Here is a 17,829-nt window from a genome sequence, read left to right as displayed (position 1 = left end):
GCGATCACTGGGTGGCCTGCGGAGCCACCCAGCGGCGATGTACCCACAACGAAGCTACAATCACCGCGCCGCCGATGATAAAGCTGGTCCAGTGCGGTTGCTGCTGCCAGATCGCCAGATTAACCAGCAGCCCGGCGGGCACATGCATATTGTTCATAATGCCGAGAGTGCCAGCATCCACCTGCGTTGCGCCGTAGTTCCACATAAAGTAACCCAGCCCGGAAGCCACCACGCCCAGCCACACCAGAATGCCCCATTGCAGGTTGGTGGTCGGCAGTTGGTGCGGGTTGCCCCACAGGCACCAGGCGATCGCGGCCACCGCCAGCGCCCCCAGATAGAACCAGGAAAACGCCGTATGCTGCGGCAGCGGATGCACTTCCATCAGCCGTTTATAGCCCACCATGCCGATGGCAAAGCTGATATTCGCCGCCTGTACCAGCAGCAGCCCAAACCAGAAATGCTCACTCAACTGGTGATAACGGATGATCGCCGCGCCCAGCACCGCCAGCAGCGCGCTGAACACATAGCCCCAACGTAGGCGTCGGCGGCTGATCAGGTCATAGATCAGCGTGATATACAGCGGCGTCAGCACGGTGAACAGCAGGAATTCCTGCACCGTCAGGTACAAAAAAGCCCGGAAGCTAAACAGGTACATAATGCCAAGCTGGCACGCCCCCACCAGCATATACAGCAGGATCACTTTCAGTGGGATATTGCGCCAGCGCAGGAACGGCAGGAACACCAATGCCGCCAACCCGACGCGGATCAGCACCGAGAACCAGCTATCGACATGGCCAGCCAGATACTCGCCTATCAGGCTGAAAGAAAATGCCCATAAAATGGTGGTAATAACCAGAAGCCACACGTCAAATTCACCCTAAAAGATCGGAAAAGGCGATTGTAGCGGAAGGCGGGAAATGGCGTGACGGAAAGGTGGTTGACATCTGTACAAAAAACAGCCCGTCGTGCGATATCGTACCGCTGGGCTGTTCTATTGTAGCCACTGACTACACCCGCACGCCCATAATGGTGAGAATCAACGGTGTGGTGATCGCCGCCAGCGCGGTGGACATCACCAGGCTGGTGGCGGCTGGGCCGGTAAGCACGTTGAACTGGCGTGACATCAGGTAAACGTTCACGCCCACGGCCATGGAACCCAGCAATACCACCACGTGAGTTTCCATCGGCGGTAAATCCATCGCCCAGGCCAGCAGCCAGATCACCATTGGCTGCACCAACAGTTTGAGGAAGCAGATAGCGCTGCTCAGTTTCCAGCCTTCACTGATCGGATATTCCGCCAAGCCCATACCGAGCACCACCAGCGACAGCGGTGCCGCCACCTGGCCGAGCATACTGACCGGTTGATCGACAAACACCGGCAACGGCAACCCGGTCAGACTGAACAGCGTGCCGGAGAGGATGCCGATAATCAGCGGGTTAGTCAGCACGCTGCGTGCCGTCTTGATAAAACCGTGCAACGTGGGTGAACCATTGCGCGCCCATTCGATAGAGATGGTCACCAGCGTCCACAGGATCAGGCCGTTGAACACCAGCACCAAAGCCACCGACGGAATTGCCGCTTCCCCAAGCATCACGCTGGCGATCGGCAGACCAAGCATCACGTTATTAGAAAAAATGCCGCCCAGCGCGAACACCGAACCGGACACCCCGTCCAGCTTGAATACTCGCTTAGCCGTAATACGGCCGATGACAAAGACGATCAGGCAACTGCCAAAGAAGGCGATCAGCAACCGGGCATCCACCGCTGGGCGTTGCGAGAAATCACACATCATGCGGAACAGCATGGCGGGCAGAGCGAGAGAAAACACGAAGCGAGTCAGGCCGTCGGTGATACTGGCAGGCCATTTACCCCAGCGGATCAGACCATATCCCAGTACGATCAGCACAAATAATGGCAAAGACAACACTATCTGGTGCCACAGTGAAAAAATAAAAGCAGACATCGCATCCCTTCCGGTGGCGCGGCGGCAAAGGGGCTGACGTCGCAAGATTTAATGAGCGCCGACGGATTATTGCTGGGCACAGCAAACGGTGCCCCATTAACCATTAAAAACCCGGGCCTATTAAATCTATCCGGTCGGTACAAATACAGTCAACGCCCCAGTTCAACAATAAACGCGCGCGCTCAGGGCTGTTGACGGTATACACCAGAATACGCAGCCCGGCGTCTTTCAGCATGTTTACCCGCTCGGCGGTCAGCACGTTGTGATTGAGATGTATCGAAACACATTCCAGCCGTTCGGTCAGTTCGCGCCAATGGTCATCCCACTCATCCAGCAGCAGGCCGCGTGGCAGTTCCGGCACCGCGCTCTGCGCCGCTGCCAGTGCTTCAATGGAAAATGAAGACAGCAGCGGGTCGGTTTGCCCTTGCCATAGCAGACGCGCCGCCAAGGCTACCTCGCGGCCGGTTTCGTCTTCCACGCCCAGCGTCGGTTTGATTTCGATATTGGCCATCAGACCATGCTGTTTACAACGCTCAGCCACTTCCGCCAACAGCGGCAGGCGTTCACCCTTGAATGCCGCGCTATACCAGTTACCGGCGTCCAACTGCTCCAGCTTTTCCCACGGCAGATCGCCCGCTACGCCCCAGCCGTTGCTGGTGCGATCGAGCGTATCGTCATGCAGTAGGAAGATCTGCCCGTCCTGCGCCAGTTTGGCGTCGAACTCGATCATCTTGTGGCCGTGACGTGCGCCGACATCGATCGCCGCCAGGGTATTTTCCGGTGCCAAGGAACCACCGCCGCGATGAGCAGCAATATGAGGGTAAGGCCAGGCCGTGGTCATCATTCCATCCTTAATCCGCTATGAGTATTAAAAAAATGCAGTGCCTACACAGGCAACTGTAAATATAACCGGCTGCCCGCTGGCGGCAAGGTTTCGTTAAACAAGCAGGGATAATGGAAGAGATGGCAATTTGATGTCGGCGGCATGGAATGCTCCACGCCGCCGCAAAGAGATTACAGCGCGCGGCGCAGGCGGGCGACCGCTTCCTGCATCTGCTGCTCGGTAGCAGTTGCGAACGACAGGCGGAACGTGGAGTGATCCGGCTTATCGGAGAAGAAATACTCGCCCGGCACAAACACTACGCCCTGATCCAGCGTGGTTTTCAGCCATTCGGTGGCGTTAAACGGCTGGCGGAAACGCGCCCACAGGAACATACCGCCTTTTGGCATATCAAAGCTGATCACATCACCCAGCTCTTTTTCCACCAACCCGGCCAAAATGCTGCATTTCTGCTTATAGGCCGCGCGGATCTTCTCGATCTGTGCCGGTAAACGGTTCAGGCCCAGATAGCACTCCGCAATACTCTGCGACAGCGAGCTGGCGTGCAGATCGGCCGCCTGCTTGATGATCGCGATCTTGTGTAGCAGGAACGGCGGCAGGATAACCCAACCCAAGCGCAGGCCCGGTGCCAGGATCTTGGAGAACGTCGAGGTGTAGATAATGTTATCGGTATGGCCCAGAAGCTGCTGTGAAACCTGATACAGCGTAGCATTGCGCTCGTCGGTGAAACGCAGCTCGCCGTACGGGTCATCTTCCACAATCAGGAAATTATGCTCGGCAGCCAGCTTCACCAGTTGCTCACGGCGTGCGGCACTCAGGGTCAGGCCGGTCGGGTTGCCGAAGTTCGGCACCACGTACACCCCTTTGATTTTCTGGGTTTTCAGCAGTTCCGCCAGTTCTTCAACCACCATGCCATCGCTGTCGGAAGAGACCGACATGATGTTAGCTTCCGCCAGTTCCAGCGTCTGCAATGCCGCCAGATAGGTTGGGCGCTCCACCACAAACACATCGCCGGGGTTAACCACCGCGCGCATCACCAGATCCAACGCCTGCTGAGAACCGGCGGTGACCAGCACGTCTTCCGGTTTGGCGCTGACGCCGCGTTCGGTACACAGGGTGCAGATGCGTTCACGCAGCAGGTAGCTGCCTTCGGTCAAGCCATACTGAAAAGCACTTTTAGCCTGTTCGGTAATCGCCTGCTGTGTGGCAATACTCAGTCCTTCGAAATCAAACAGCGCATCAGAGGGAATGCCACCCGCCAGCGAAATGACATTTTCCATTTTACTGTGCTTGAGCAATTCACGGATTGCCGAGCTTTTTACCTTCACCATGCGCTGCGCGAGGAGTCCTTCTGTCTTCATTGGTTATTCTCGTAATCGTTAAAAGTATGAGCGCAATCTGTTGTTTGATACCACCGAGCCAAGACTGACCTTAACCCTCTCTTTCGCAGAGAGGGTTAAGGTGAGGGATATGACATTGTGCCAAGCCCCTCACCCCGGCCCTCTCCCTAAGGAAGAGGGGGCGTAATCACAATCTATTGCGCCACTATATGTGAAGTTCAACCTGTGTTTGGCGAATTAACCGCCCAGATACGCCGATCTCACTGCTTCGTTTGCTAACAATGCGGCCCCTGTATCTTCCAACACCACGCGGCCGTTTTCCAGTACATAACCACGATCAGCCAGCTTTAACGCCTGATTGGCATTTTGCTCCACCAGGAAGATGGTCATCCCCTCTTCGCGCAGTTGCTGGATGATGTCGAAAATCTGCTGGATGATGATCGGTGCCAACCCGAGCGAAGGCTCGTCGAGCAGCAGCAACTTCGGCTGGCTCATCAGCGCCCGGCCAATCGCCAGCATCTGCTGTTCACCGCCGGACATGGTGCCGGAACGCTGGTTGCGGCGTTCCAGCAGGCGTGGGAACAGGCTGAACACCCGCTCGATGCGCTGCTGGTACTGATCGCGGGTGGCAAAGAAGCCGCCCATCGCCAGATTCTCTTCCACCGTCATGCGGGAAAATACGCGCCGCCCTTCGGGTACGATCGCCACAGCCTCACGCATAATGCGCGCGGTCTGCCACTGGGTAATGTCCTGATCCAACAGTTGGATGGTGCCTTCGCTGGCACGCGGTTCGCCACAGAGTGTGCCGAGCAGCGTGGTTTTACCGGCACCGTTGGCACCGATCAGGGTGACGATCTCACCCTGTTGAATATTCAGGCTGACCTGATGCAGCGCCTGGATTTTGCCGTAATGGGCGGAAACCTGATTAAATGACAACATATGCTTATTCGCCCAGATAGGCCCGGATCACATCCGGGTTATTACGGATTTCTGCCGGAGTACCCTGCGCCAACGGGGTTCCCTGATTGACCACATAGATGCGATCGGAAATCCCCATCACCAGTTTCATATCGTGCTCAATCAGCAATACCGACACCTTATGCTGGTTGCGCAGTTCCACGATCAGGTGATCCAGCTCGTCGGTTTCTTTCGGGTTCAAGCCTGCCGCCGGTTCATCGAGCATCAGCAGTTCCGGGCGCGTTACCATGCAGCGGGCAATTTCCAGCCGCCGCTGCTGGCCATAGGCCAGGTTACCCGCCGAACGGTTGGCCATTTCCAACAGGCCGACGCGCTCCAGCCACACCATCGCCCGCTCCAACGCATCGGCTTCGGCACGGCGGAACGCCGGGGTTTTCAGCAAACCGGCAAACACGCCGCTTTTCAGGTGCTGATGTTGGGCCACCAGCAGGTTTTCCACCACCGTCATTTCGCGGAACAATCGCACATGCTGGAAGGTACGCACCACGCCCATGCGCGCAATCACCTGGCCAGAAAGCCCTTCCAAGTGGCGATCGCGCAGTTTGATGGTGCCGCCGGTTGGGCGATAGAAGCCGGTCAGGCAGTTAAATACCGTGGTTTTCCCCGCGCCGTTCGGGCCGATCAGCGAAACGATCTCACCCTCGTTCAGCTTCAGGGCCACGTTGTTGACCGCCAACAGACCGCCAAAACGCATCGACAGCCCTTCAACCGCCAGTAAAGGTTGAGTACTCATGCCTGCTCCCCCTTCGCTGACTTGATCTCTGCCACTTTCAGCTTCAGCTGTGGCCGCTTCATCGGCAACAGGCCTTGTGGCCGCCAAATCATCATCAATACCATCAATGCGCCCAGCAGCAACATGCTGTATTCATTCAAATCACGCATCAGCTCACGGGAAACCACCAGCAGGATCGCCGCCAGGATCACCGCAAACTGCGAACCCATCCCGCCCAGCACCACGATCGCCAACACAAAGGCCGATTCAACAAAGGTGAAGGATTCCGGGCTGACAAAACCTTGGCGCGCCGCGAACAGCGTTCCGGCAAAACCGGCAAACGCGGCGCTGATGATGAAAGCGGTCAGCTTAATCTTGGCAGGGCTAAGGCCGAGCGATCGGCAGGCGATCTCATCTTCGCGCAACGCTTCCCAGGCACGCCCCAGCGGCATGCGCAGCAGGCGGTTAATCACGAACAGCGTCAGGATCACCAGCAGCAGCGCCACCAGATACAGGAATACGATGCGATCGCCGGGATCGTACTGCAGGCCAAAGAAGTTATGAAAGGTATCCCAGCCGCCGTCACGCACGCTGCGGCTAAACTCCAAACCGAAGAAGGTCGGTTTCGGGATCTGGCTGATGCCGTTCGGGCCGCCGGTGATCTCGGTGTTGTTCAGCAGCAGAATACGCACGATCTCACCGAAACCGAGCGTGACGATCGCCAGATAGTCACCACGCAGGCGCAACACCGGGAAGCCGAGAATAAAGCCAAAGACAGCCGTCACCATGCCTGCCAGCGGCAGGCTTTCCCAGAATCCCAGGCCGTAATAGTGGTTCAGCAACGCATAGGTATAAGCGCCAATGGCATAAAAACCACCGTAGCCCAACACCAGCAGGCCAGAAAGGCCGACCACCACGTTGAGGCCCAGGCCGAGCATCACGTAGATCAGCGTCAGGGTGGCGATATCCACCGTGCCGCGTGAAACCAGAAACGGCCAGACCACCGCTGCGATGATGAGCACTGCCGCCAGCAGTTTCTGGCGCGTGGTGGTGCCGTCAAAGCTCGGTAAAACGAACGAAGGGCCTGAGACTTTTTTCAGCCCCTGCTGCATCAGCGGGCGCAGCAGTTGGAAGAAGAACACCACTACACAGCCAATGCCAATCCACATCCAGCGCACTTCAGCAGCGCCGTGTACTACCAGCTTGGTGCCGTCGAGGCTCAGTTGCATCCCCATCAGGAAGGACGCCATGATAAACAGCACTACCGTGGCAATGATGGCGTTAAGTAGATCGAGTTTCATACTTTCTCAACCTCCGGGCGCCCAAGAATGCCGGTCGGCATCACCAGCAACACCACGATCAGCAGTGCAAAAGACACCACGTCTTTGTATTCGGTACTTAAATAAGCCGAAGTGAGCGCTTCGGCCACGCCCAGCACCAGCCCACCGATCATCGCCCCCGGAATGCTGCCGATCCCGCCCAGCACGGCGGCGGTGAAGGCCTTCATCCCGGCCATAAAGCCGATGTACGGGTTAATCACGCCGTAGAACTGCCCAAGCAGCACACCGGCTACCGCCGCCATGATGGCACCGATAACGAAGGTCAGCGAAATCACCCGATCGGTGTTGATGCCCAGCAGGCTGGCCATCTTCAAATCTTCTGCACAGGCGCGGCAAGCGCGGCCCATGCGCGAATAACGGATAAACATCGTCAACGCCAGCATGGCGAGGAAGGTCACGATCCAAATGATGAGCTGCATAGTGCTGATGGTGGCGGCAAAGCCGTTGCTTTCGCCGAGCACCCACTGGCCGGTGACCAGGCTCGGTAGCGCCACATCGCGTGAGCCCTGCGTCAGGCTGACGTAGTTTTGCAGGAATATCGACATCCCGATGGCGGAAATCAGCGCGATCAGGCGCTTAGAATTGCGCACCGGCTTATAGGCCACGCGCTCAATGCTCCAACCGTAGGCGCTGGCAATCACGATAGAGACCAGGAAGGCGCAGCCGATCAGCAGCCAGCCCACGTCGATCCCGATCATCATCAGGGCGGCGATAACGATAAATGAGACATAACTGCCGATCATATACACCTCGCCGTGGGCGAAGTTGATCATGCCAATAATGCCGTAAACCATGGTGTAACCGATGGCAATCAATGCATAGGTGCTGCCCAACGTGACACCGTTGAACATCTGCTGCAGAAAATAGAGAAACTGCTCTGACATACTCTGGCCTTCTAAGGTGTTGTCGCGGCCGTAAATATCGGCCCAACGGCCTGCTAACACGGCAGGCACCGGGAGTACCCGGCTTGTAGATATTTCAGTTAAGGCTAACCCTCTCCTTTTAGAAAGAGAGGGTTAGGGCGAGGGGATCTTAGCGTAGCCATTGCCCCTCACCCTGGCCCTCTACCACAGGGAGAGGGGGCGCCACCTTAAGCATTGGCATACTGAATATTATTATGGCTTATTTAATTGGCGTTGATGAACCATCAGCATGCCATTCGAACACGCCGAACTCGAAGCCTTTCAGATCGCCCTTCTCATCCCAGCTCAGTGGCCCCATAACGGTTTCCACCGGTTTGCCGGTTTTGAGATCTTTGACGATGTCCGCAGGCTCCTGGCTGCCGCTGCGCTCCATCCCGGTCACCAGCGATTGCAACGCGGCGTAGGTGGTCCAGACGAATGGCCCGGTTGGATCCAGTTTCTTGCCCTTCAGCGCATCAACAATCGGCTGGTTGGCAGGAACCTGATCGTAGCGTTTCGGCAGGGTCACCAGCATGCCTTCAGACGCAGCACCGGCGATGTTAGACAGCGAAGAGTTACCTACGCCTTCCGGCCCCATAAAGCGGGTAGTCAGGCCAGCCTGCTTGGCTTGGCGCAGGATCTGCCCCATCTCTGGGTAGTAACCACCAAAGTAGACGAAATCAACGTTCTCTTTCTTCAGGCGCGCCACCAGAGTAGAGAAATCTTTGTCACCGGCGGTAACGCCTTCAAACATCACCACTTCGGTGCCCTGCTTTTTCAGGCTGTCGCGCACCGAGCGCGCCAAACCTTCACCGTATTGCTGCTTGTCGTGCACCACGGCAATGCGCTTCGGTTTAATATCGTTGAGGATGTATTTCGCCGCGGTTGGGCCCTGATCGGAATCCAGGCCGGTGGTGCGCATGATCATTTTGTAACCACGGGTGGTCAGATCGGCGTTGGTCGCCGCCGGGGTAATCATGATCAGCCCCTCGTCTTCATAGATATCTGACGCAGGCTGGGTTGAAGAGGAGCACAGATGGCCGATCACATAACGGATACCGTCGTTGATCACCTTGTTAGCCACCGCAACTGCCTGTTTCGGGTCACAAGCATCGTCGTATTCTACGCCAACCAGCTTATCCCCTTTGATGCCGCCTTTAGCGTTGATGTCGGCAATCGCCTGACGTGCGCCGGTGAACTCCATATCACCGTACTGCGCCACCGGGCCAGACATCGCACCCACGATCGCCACTTTGATGTCTTTCGCCATCGCGACATGGCCCATGGCCATCGCGATACAACCAGCCAGCAGCGCTTTACCCTTTGTTAATTTCATCCGCATAATCCCCATCTATCGTTGTGAGTTTGCCCGTGGTGTTTGCCGCACCTAGCTCAATGTATACCCTTTATTGCCCGAAACTGCAGCCAGGCAGCAAATGCGTGAGCGGCTTAAGGTATGCAGGGTATACGGCTTTTATCTATAAGTAATAATGATTTAGGTGTATTCTCGACAATATTTTCTAATAAGACTTTACTTTTCATGCCATTAAACAGGAATTTTCTTCTGCAAATCAACTCTCATGCTCAGAAACAAGCGGTGTAAACAGAATAAAATCTGGATTAATTCTACGCTAGATTAGATATGGCACAGCGCATTGTGCTAGTTAACAAGCCAGTAACTAATTTTTTACTCGGAAAATGCTGGCTGCAAAAAACATTTTACGCAGTCGTCGTACAGAAAAACTTACACAACGCTCTGAACAAGATCTATTACACTGTCCAAACTCTCTATTCGGGTGGAAATTTTGCATGAAACTGACCATTGAGCGACTAACCACGTTATCCGCGCAAGACCTGATTGACCTTGGCAAAATCTGGCCACACCAGCAACCGGCAGAGTGGCAAGCCTGGCTGCAAGATGGTAAAGCACTGTTCGCCGCACGGTTTAATGAGCGCCTGCTGGGGGCGGTAAAAATTGAGCTGTTGAACGACAGCGCGCAACTGCACGATCTGATGGTGCGTGAAGTGACACGCCGCCGTGGCGTTGGGCTGTATCTGGTACAGGATGCCCAGCGCCAGCTGCCGCAGGCGTTACGCTGGCAGCTCTCCACCGCCGGGTTAACCCCACGTGAGCGCGGTGAAGTAGAGAACTTTATGCGTGCCTGTGGCTTCTCCGCACAGGGCGATCTCTGGCAGAAATGAAGCGTTGGCCCGCCTTGGCAACCCTACTGTTGCTGGCGCTAGCCGCGGGGTTAGCTGGCCGCTATCAGGCATTGCGGCTGCATCCTGCCTGGGATCAGCAGGTTTATCTGTGGCAAAGAGTCTGGACGCCACAACATGCCAACGCGCTGGCTGCCAGCCGTGAGCTGTTCTCTACCCTGCGCGTTCTGGGCCTGCAAGTGCATCCGCGTGAAGGCTACCGCGAGATCCAGGTCAATATGCCACTGCTGAAGCAGGATGGCCGCCCGCTGTGGCTGGTGGTGCGCTTGGATGGGCAATTGAAGCAGCTGGATGAAGCGGCAATCCGCCAACGCCTGTTGCAACAGTTGCAACGCTGGCAGGCCGCCGGGTTGCCGGTCATCGGCGTGGAGATCGATCACGATGCCGCTACCGCGCGGCTGCCGGAATACCGGCATTTTCTACAGCAACTGCGCCAGCAGCTTCCTGCCTCGTTACAGCTGGGGATCACCGCTCTGCCCGCCTGGATCGGTTCTCCGGCGTTACCCGATGTGTTACAGCAGGCCGACAGCTCGGTGCTACAAGTGCATGCGGTGTTATCCCCAGAGCAGGGCTTGTTCGATGGCCCGCTGGCCCTGCGCTGGGTCAGCCAGTATGCCCGCACAAGCCGCAAACCCTTCCGCGTGGCGCTGCCCGCTTACGGTATGGGCCTGGTGGATGTTGACGCCCAGGGCGCACAGGTGGAAAGCGAGGCTTCTGTACGCGTGGCGGGCAGCACGCAGGAACTCACCGTTGCGCCCCAGCAGGTGGCCGATTTTCTGCACCAGCTTGCCACGCTCAACCCACCACGATTGCGCGGTATCATCTGGTTCCGCCTGCCGCTGGAGGGCGATCGCCGCGCCTGGTCACTCGCCACGCTGCGAGCAGTGATCGGTAACCAACCGCTTACCGTCAGTTGGCAGGTAAAATTTCTGCCACAGCAAAATGGGTTGTATGATCTGCTTATTCAGAATGATGGGCCGGTAGATGCCCCGCTCCCACGCGAGATCGTCATTAACGCCAGTCGTTGCCTGGCGGCCGATGCGGTGGCTAATTACCGGCTGGAAACCACGGCACAGCAACAACACTTTATCCGCATCAGCGGCGATCAGCTACGCGCCGGGCAATCACGCCCATTAGGCTGGCTACGCTGCCAACAGATCACGCCAGGAGGCACTTATGTCGTCCCATGATTTGCGCACTCTTCCGCTCGTATCCCTGATTGCCGCTGCGTTAGCTATTCCTTTGAGCGGCCAAGCCTGCGGGCCGGATTTCCCCAACCGCTTACTGCTCAATCGCAACAGCACCCTGCTGTATATGCCAGAAGGTAATTTCGCTTTCGAAACCAGCCGCTTGGTCGCGGTAGACAAACAATTGCCGCTGTGGAAAGAGCCTGCACCGGAAGCGCCGCCAAAACCGATGCCGCAATCGCCTCAGGAGCAGGCAATCAACCAAATGCGCGCCAGTAAGACCGTTGAGCAAGCCAGTGCAGTTGACGCACAAGCGCTCTCCACCGCAGCGCATCTGTACACCCTGGGCGCGGTAGCTTTTGCGGCGGAAGATCCCCGTGCAGCCGAATACTTCCAGCAGGTTCTGGCGCTGCCAGCGGCCGATCGGGGCGATTGGGGGCTACGGGCACAATACTCGCTCGGGCGGCTATGGATGAATGACCATGGCACGCCGGAAAACGTCGACGGCTCAGCCACTCCGCTGGTGAAACATCCAGAGAAAGCGCAGCTTGATAAGGCTATTGCAGCTTTCCAGCAGGTGATCGACCAAGTGAAAAACGGCGAGGCCGACCCCGATCAGCTGGCATTGAGCAGCCTGGGCCAGCAGGCGCGAATTCACCTGTGGCAGGGCGAGATGACCGCTGCGGTACAGTTATATGCACAACAGGCGGCACAGGGTGATAGCGATGGCGGTTTGTCATTGCAATATATCTCCAGCTATCTGGTCAACCCGAACCATCTGGAAGCGCTCAAGCAGGCGATTCACGATCCGCTGGTCCAGCAACTGGTCACCATCGAACTGTTCGCCCGCAGCGCTAACGTGCAACCATACGACAACACCAAGCAGGTCATTGACCCGATCCTGGCGCTGCTCAATGAATCGGTACAAAGCGGTTTTGCCGGTAGCGATCGATTGGCGGCATTGGCCTATCGTTCCGGGAACTACCCGATGGCCGCTAGCCTGCTGAAAAACGCCGGGGACAGTGGTTTGGCCTGGTGGTTGCGCGCCAAGATGGCGCTGCGTGACGGCAACGTCAAGGCCGCCACCGCCGCCTATGCCAAAGCCGCAGCGGCGTTCCCTTCTGACGAAAGCTGGGGGCCACAATATGATGGGGATTTCGCCAATGAGATGATCATCCCCGAGTGCCGGGTGGCCGGTGAACAGGCCATTCTGGCGCTGAACCGGGGTGATTACCTGCAAGCGATGGAGTTGATGTACCGTGGTAAAGAGAATTACTGGGCAGACGTCGCCGATATCGCCGAGCGGGTGCTGACCATTGATGAGTTGAAAGGCTTTGTCGATAAACATGCCCCTGCGCCCACCACGCCGCTGAAACCGGTTAAGCCTGATGAGTACAATGGCCAGCAGCTCACGCCGGAAGTACAGTTGCGCGAACTGCTGGCACGGCGGATGATGCGCGCCGGGCGTTATCAGGAAGCGGTAAATTACTTCGCCATTCCGAACTATGGCCAAGCTGCGCAGGAATTTGCCGAACATTTGAAAGTGGCGCAGGATAAAACCGGCGACAAAACCACTCGCGCCAAAGCTTACTATCAGGCGGCGGCGTTACTGCGCGAGCAAGGGCTGGAATTCACCGGCTACGAAATGACGCCAGATTACGCCATTTACGGCGCGGGCTACTCCTATCTTGGGGATGCCTTTGATACCCGCGAGCTAAAACACAAGAGTTGGATCAGCGCCGCTGAGGCGGTGCGTGCTGCCAAATCTCTACCGGCGGCGGATAACCGTTTCCTGCACTATCGCTGGCAGGCCGTGGCGCTGGCACAGCTTGCGGCCGATCTCTTGCCACCAAAAAGCCAAGCCTACGCCGCCGTGCTGTGCAACGCCGCAAGCTGGGTGATAGCGCGTGATGCCAAAACCGGGCGGGCGCTGTATCAGCGTTACACCAAAACAGGGGCTCAATACGACTGGTCAAGCCGATTTGGCTATAACTGCCCGGCACCGGAGTTTGCTGCAGTAGCCAAATAAACGCCAGAAACAGAAAAGCCCGGCTGTTAACACAGACCGGGCTTTTGCAATGCGCTGAGCAGAATTACGCTTCGATCGCCATCTTCAGCTTCTTCATGGCGTTCTTTTCAAGCTGGCGCACACGTTCGGCGGAAACACCGTACTGATCGGCCAGTTCCTGCAACGTGGACTTGTTGTCATCGTCCAGCCAGCGGGCGCGGATGATATGCTGGCTGCGCTCGTCCAGACCTTCCAGCGCGAAGGCCAGTTTGTCTGCGGCACTGCTTTCCCAGTTATCTTCCTCAATGCCTTCGGCAAAGTCTGAGCTTTTATCCTGCAAATACAGCACCGGCGCCATTGCCTGACCATCACGCCCTTCGTCTTCCGGCGTTGGGTCAAAGGTCATATCCTGTGCGGCCATGCGGGATTCCATCTCGCGCACGTCTTTACTGGTTACACCCAGTTCACGCGCCACCAGTTCCACTTCGTCCTGGTTGAACCAGCCCAGACGCTGCTTGTTTTTGCGCAGGTTAAAGAACAGCTTGCGCTGTGCCTTGGTCGTGGCCACTTTGACAATGCGCCAGTTACGCAGCACGTATTCGTGAATTTCTGCCTTGATCCAGTGCACGGCAAAGGACACCAGGCGCACACCCACTTCTGGATTGAAGCGGCGCACCGCCTTCATCAGGCCGATATTCCCTTCCTGGATCAGATCTGCCTGCGGCAACCCATATCCTGAATAGTTACGGGCAATATGAGCAACAAAGCGCAGGTGGGACAGGATGAGCAACTTAGCTGCTTCCAGATCGCCCTGATAATGCAGCCGTTCAGCCAATTCCCGCTCTTCCTCTGCCGTCAGCATCGGATAGGTGTTGGCTGCCCGCAGATAGGCTTCCAAGCTGCCCTGTGGGACTAAGGCTAAAGTTTGCATTTCTTTGGTCATTCAAAACCCTCTCTTGATAAAACAGATCATGCAGATGATTTTACGGCGGGGGAGTTATTGATCTTATGGCTATTGCTGTTGCAAAAGCGGTTCCACACGCCGGGCACCTTAACATTTGCTGCCATTTTCGACCGTGTTCTACCCTATAAGTTCCGTATTTTTCGCTCGCAACGCTAATGACAATACGTGACGAAAGCTCAGAATAATAGGAAATTTGTGCGTTATTGAAAAGAGGCTGGATAACTTGCTGTTTGAGTGCTCTTCTCCCGCAACACGGTGGGACGCAGCAGGAGAAGAGTATATCAAAAAATCATTTATTGTGGTGTAAATCGGCGTAAATGTTGCACTGTGGCCAACCAGGCGGCAACCCAGCCAATCATGGCGGCAATCAGCAGTAACAACAGGGCTTCATCCCAGCCGAGACCATGCAGGGTAAAGGTGGTGCCAAACACTTTTGCCACGCTGGTGACCACCGATTCCAGCTTCCACACCAGCGCCCCAGACAGGATCAGCGAGAACAGGGCACCAAAGAAACCGAGCATCGCACCGCCGTTCAGGAACGGGCGCAGAATAAAGCCATCGGTCGCGCCAATCAGTTTCATCACGTTGATGGTATCGCGGCGGCTGAAGATGCTCAGACGCACGCTGTTACCAATCACCAGGAACACTGCCACGATCATCAGCACGCCGATCATCGCCGCTACCTGGCCCACCAAACCGGTCAGCGCCGCCAAGCGGGCAAACCAGCTGTCGTCCATCCGCACGTCGTCCACACCGTGTACCGCTGCGACGCGATCGCGCAGGGTATTGAGCGTATCGGAGCTCTGGAAACTCATCTTCGGCGTGATAATAGCCACCGCGGGCAGCGGGTTCTCTTCCAGCATGTCCAGCGCACCGCCAAAACCGGACCAGTTGCGGAATTCACCGCGCGCTTCTTCACGCGACAGGTAATTCACCTTCTCCACGCCCGCTTCCGCCTTGATGGCGTCCAGCACTTTCACCGCCGCGTCATCATCAAGGGATTTATCCAGATAGACCGTCAACTGCGGCGTTGGATACCACTGGGTGGCTGCCGTGCTGACGTTTTTCCACACGATGTAACAGACGCTGGGTAACGTCAGGGAGATGGCGATCACCATCACCGTCAGCAGCGTTGCCAAGGGTTGGCGCAGCATATCCGCGATGGCGTTCATCCAGGCGTAGCGCCACTGTTCGCGCCAGCCGCCGCGCAGTGCCTTGCTCTTGGCCGTTTTTGCGTTATTCGCCATGATGCACTCCTCCTGCCATGCGGCCTTGGCTCAGCGTCAGGATGCGGTAGTTGCGGCGCGCAATCAGCCCGGTGTCGTGGGTGGCCATCAGTACCGTGACCCCAACGCGGTTAAATTCTTCAAACAGGCGCAAAATGCCTTCCGACAGCGCATCATCCAGGTTACCGGTTGGTTCATCCGCCAGCAGAACGGCGGGTTTGTTCACCACCGCGCGGGCAATGCCGACGCGCTGCTGCTCGCCGCCAGAAAGCTGGATCGGGAAGTTCTTCGCTTTATCCAGCAGCCCAACCTTATCCAGCGCAGCCGACACGCGGCGGCGAATGTCTTCGGTACTGGCACCGGCGATCACCAGCGGCATCGCCACGTTGTCGTACACGGTGCGATCCAGCAGCAAATGGTGATCCTGAAAAATCATGCCGATCTGGCGGCGCAGGAAGGGCACTTCGCGGCTTTTCAAGCGGCTGATATCATGCCCGCCGAACCAGATATGCCCCGCGCTCGGCCGTTCGATACCACAAATCAGTTTCAGCAGGGTACTTTTCCCCGCGCCGGAATGGCCGGTCAGAAACGCCATCTCCGCCGGGCGCAGATGGAAATCTACCCCTTGCAGCGCCTGCCGTCCGCCCAGATAAGCTTTACTGACCTGTTCAAAGCGAATCATCCGTATTAATCCTCTCGGGCAAAAAGTGCCTCAATAAAATCGTCAGCCTTAAACGGCCGCAAATCTTCAATGCCTTCACCAACGCCGATATAACGGATCGGGATACCGAACTGATCGGCGATGGAGAAAATCACCCCGCCTTTGGCGGTACCATCCAGTTTAGTCAGCGTAATACCGGTTAAACCTACGGCTTCATTAAATAATTTCGCCTGATTGACCGCGTTCTGCCCGGTGCTGGCATCCAGGGTCAGCATAACCTCATGAGGGGCCTGCTCGTCCAGTTTTTTCATGACGCGCACGATCTTCTTCAGTTCTTCCATCAGGTGCGCTTTATTCTGCAAGCGGCCAGCGGTATCGGCGATCAGCACATCGATGTTACGCGCCTTGGCGGCCTGTACGGCGTCGAAGATCACCGAGGCGGAATCGGCGCCGGTATGCTGGGCCACCACCGCAATGCGGTTGCGCTCACCCCAGACCTGCAACTGCTCAACCGCGGCAGCACGGAAGGTATCGCCCGCTGCCAACATCACCGACTTGCCTTCGGCCTGGAACTGACGCGCCATTTTGCCAATGGTAGTGGTTTTACCCACGCCGTTAACACCGACCATCAGGATGACAAACGGCGTTTTACCGCCAACGTCCAACGGCTGATCCACCTTCGCCAGAATTTCTGACATCTCTTCTTTCAGTTTGCCGTACAGCGCCTCGGCGTCATTCAACTGCTTGCGGCTGGCATGCTGGGTGAGAGACTCGATGATTTTACGCGTGGTTTCCACGCCGACGTCGGCAATCAGCAGCTGTTCTTCCAACTCTTCGAACAGCTCGTCGTCGATCTTTTTGCCACGGAACAGGCCGATAAAACCAGAACCCAGATTCTGTTTGGTTTTCAGCAGGCTGCGCTTCAGGCGGGCAAAAAAGCCCTCTTTGCTCGGGCGTTCCTGCTCCTGCGTTACCGCCGGGGCCAGTAATTCGGGGATTTCTGCCGGGGCTTCGATCTCGGCCATGGTGGCAACCGGCTCTGGCTCTGGCTCTGGCTCTGGCTCTGGCTCAGGTTCAACCACCTCTGCCACCGGTTCAATAAGGGGTTCGATCTCTTGGGCTGGGGCGGGCTCCTCCACTGCAGCACTGTGTTCGATCAGCGCCGGGATATTTTCGGCAATCGGTTCGCCGTTCTGGCCGGCATCCCACTCCCCTGGGGTATCGTTGAGATCGGCTGGCTCGGATTCCTGAGCGGGAAGCTTGTCGTCCAGTTTTGGGGCAACCGGAGTTTCTGCAACCTGATGCTCCTGTTGCTCTGCGGCTGGCTCAGGTTGTTGCTGCTTTTCTTCCTGTTGGCCGAAGCCCAGCCAGGAGAAAAACCCACGTTTCTTATCTTTTGCCATCTATTAACCCTACTCCGTACCAATAGCTTGCCAATGCAAAAATTAATCCGCCGAGTCTATCACTTTCCCTCGCACAGCAACAC

16 protein-coding genes are annotated in these 17,829 nt (G+C 56.8%); 3 read left to right on the top strand and 13 right to left on the bottom strand.

What is annotated here, in order from left to right; genetic code table 11:
- Positions 1-4: 4 nt before the first annotated feature.
- The 9 genes from ACX1CU_RS01430 to ACX1CU_RS01390 form a co-directional block, all read right to left on the bottom strand.
- Positions 5-865 (bottom strand): carboxylate/amino acid/amine transporter, encoded by an 861-nt coding sequence (locus ACX1CU_RS01430; RefSeq protein WP_459400889.1) that lies wholly within the window; start codon positions 863-865, stop codon positions 5-7.
- A 142-nt stretch (positions 866-1,007) separates the two neighbouring features.
- On the bottom strand, positions 1,008-1,964 hold the full coding sequence (locus ACX1CU_RS01425; protein WP_459400888.1) for an AEC family transporter: 957 nt from the start codon (positions 1,962-1,964) through the stop codon (positions 1,008-1,010).
- A 103-nt stretch (positions 1,965-2,067) separates the two neighbouring features.
- Complete coding sequence (ugpQ, locus tag ACX1CU_RS01420; protein ID WP_459402696.1) at positions 2,068-2,805, bottom strand: glycerophosphodiester phosphodiesterase; 738 nt, start codon at positions 2,803-2,805, stop codon at positions 2,068-2,070.
- Between the two features lie 173 nt (positions 2,806-2,978).
- Positions 2,979-4,166 carry an aminotransferase-like domain-containing protein gene (locus tag ACX1CU_RS01415; protein WP_459400887.1) on the bottom strand — a complete coding sequence of 396 codons (1,188 nt, stop codon included), beginning with the start codon at positions 4,164-4,166 and terminating at the stop codon, positions 2,979-2,981.
- Between the two features lie 216 nt (positions 4,167-4,382).
- A complete protein-coding gene (gene livF, locus ACX1CU_RS01410; protein ID WP_459400886.1) occupies positions 4,383-5,084 on the bottom strand; it encodes a high-affinity branched-chain amino acid ABC transporter ATP-binding protein LivF in 702 nt (233 codons plus the stop codon).
- 4 nt (positions 5,085-5,088) lie between these two features.
- Complete coding sequence (livG, locus tag ACX1CU_RS01405) at positions 5,089-5,856, bottom strand: high-affinity branched-chain amino acid ABC transporter ATP-binding protein LivG (RefSeq protein ID WP_459400885.1); 768 nt, start codon at positions 5,854-5,856, stop codon at positions 5,089-5,091.
- Positions 5,853-7,136, bottom strand: a complete 1,284-nt coding sequence (locus tag ACX1CU_RS01400; protein WP_459400884.1) for a high-affinity branched-chain amino acid ABC transporter permease LivM — start codon at positions 7,134-7,136, stop codon at positions 5,853-5,855. The genes livG and ACX1CU_RS01400 overlap by 4 nt, the downstream gene beginning before the upstream one ends.
- Positions 7,133-8,059, bottom strand: a complete 927-nt coding sequence (gene livH, locus ACX1CU_RS01395; protein ID WP_459402695.1) for a high-affinity branched-chain amino acid ABC transporter permease LivH — start codon at positions 8,057-8,059, stop codon at positions 7,133-7,135. Before livH ends, ACX1CU_RS01400 begins: the two co-directional genes overlap by 4 nt.
- 238 nt (positions 8,060-8,297) lie before the next feature.
- A complete protein-coding gene (locus ACX1CU_RS01390) occupies positions 8,298-9,413 on the bottom strand; it encodes a branched-chain amino acid ABC transporter substrate-binding protein (RefSeq protein ID WP_459400883.1) in 1,116 nt (371 codons plus the stop codon).
- Between the two features lie 473 nt (positions 9,414-9,886).
- Here ACX1CU_RS01390 and panM point away from each other — a divergent pair, with 473 nt between their 5' ends.
- From panM to ACX1CU_RS01375, 3 genes are read left to right on the top strand one after another with little or no spacing between them, the layout of a single operon-like run.
- Entirely contained in the window at positions 9,887-10,279 is a 393-nt protein-coding gene (gene panM, locus ACX1CU_RS01385; protein ID WP_459400882.1) for an aspartate 1-decarboxylase autocleavage activator PanM, read from the top strand.
- Positions 10,276-11,487 carry a DUF3142 domain-containing protein gene (locus tag ACX1CU_RS01380; protein WP_459400881.1) on the top strand — a complete coding sequence of 404 codons (1,212 nt, stop codon included), beginning with the start codon at positions 10,276-10,278 and terminating at the stop codon, positions 11,485-11,487. Before panM ends, ACX1CU_RS01380 begins: the two co-directional genes overlap by 4 nt.
- Positions 11,474-13,513, top strand: a complete 2,040-nt coding sequence (locus ACX1CU_RS01375) for a hypothetical protein (RefSeq protein ID WP_459400880.1) — start codon at positions 11,474-11,476, stop codon at positions 13,511-13,513. Before ACX1CU_RS01380 ends, ACX1CU_RS01375 begins: the two co-directional genes overlap by 14 nt.
- A gap of 64 nt (positions 13,514-13,577) precedes the next feature.
- Here ACX1CU_RS01375 and rpoH read toward each other — a convergent pair whose 3' ends face one another.
- The 4 genes from rpoH to ftsY all read right to left on the bottom strand — a co-directional run bounded on the left by rpoH (position 13,578) and on the right by ftsY (position 17,746).
- Positions 13,578-14,435: an RNA polymerase sigma factor RpoH gene (gene rpoH / locus ACX1CU_RS01370; RefSeq protein WP_459400879.1), complete on the bottom strand. Its 858-nt coding sequence runs from the start codon at positions 14,433-14,435 to the stop codon at positions 13,578-13,580.
- A gap of 314 nt (positions 14,436-14,749) precedes the next feature.
- On the bottom strand, positions 14,750-15,703 hold the full coding sequence (gene ftsX / locus ACX1CU_RS01365; RefSeq protein ID WP_459400878.1) for a permease-like cell division protein FtsX: 954 nt from the start codon (positions 15,701-15,703) through the stop codon (positions 14,750-14,752).
- Positions 15,693-16,364, bottom strand: coding sequence for a cell division ATP-binding protein FtsE (gene ftsE, locus ACX1CU_RS01360; protein WP_459400877.1), 672 nt, complete (start codon positions 16,362-16,364; stop codon positions 15,693-15,695). Before ftsE ends, ftsX begins: the two co-directional genes overlap by 11 nt.
- A gap of 5 nt (positions 16,365-16,369) precedes the next feature.
- Positions 16,370-17,746 (bottom strand): signal recognition particle-docking protein FtsY, encoded by a 1,377-nt coding sequence (gene ftsY, locus ACX1CU_RS01355; RefSeq protein ID WP_459400876.1) that lies wholly within the window; start codon positions 17,744-17,746, stop codon positions 16,370-16,372.
- Positions 17,747-17,829 lie beyond the last annotated feature (83 nt).

It is taken from the genome of Serratia sp. D1N4 (assembly GCF_054552755.1).
The sequence above is the reverse complement of the archived record's forward strand: the minus strand, read 5'-3'. Positions and strand labels throughout refer to the sequence as shown.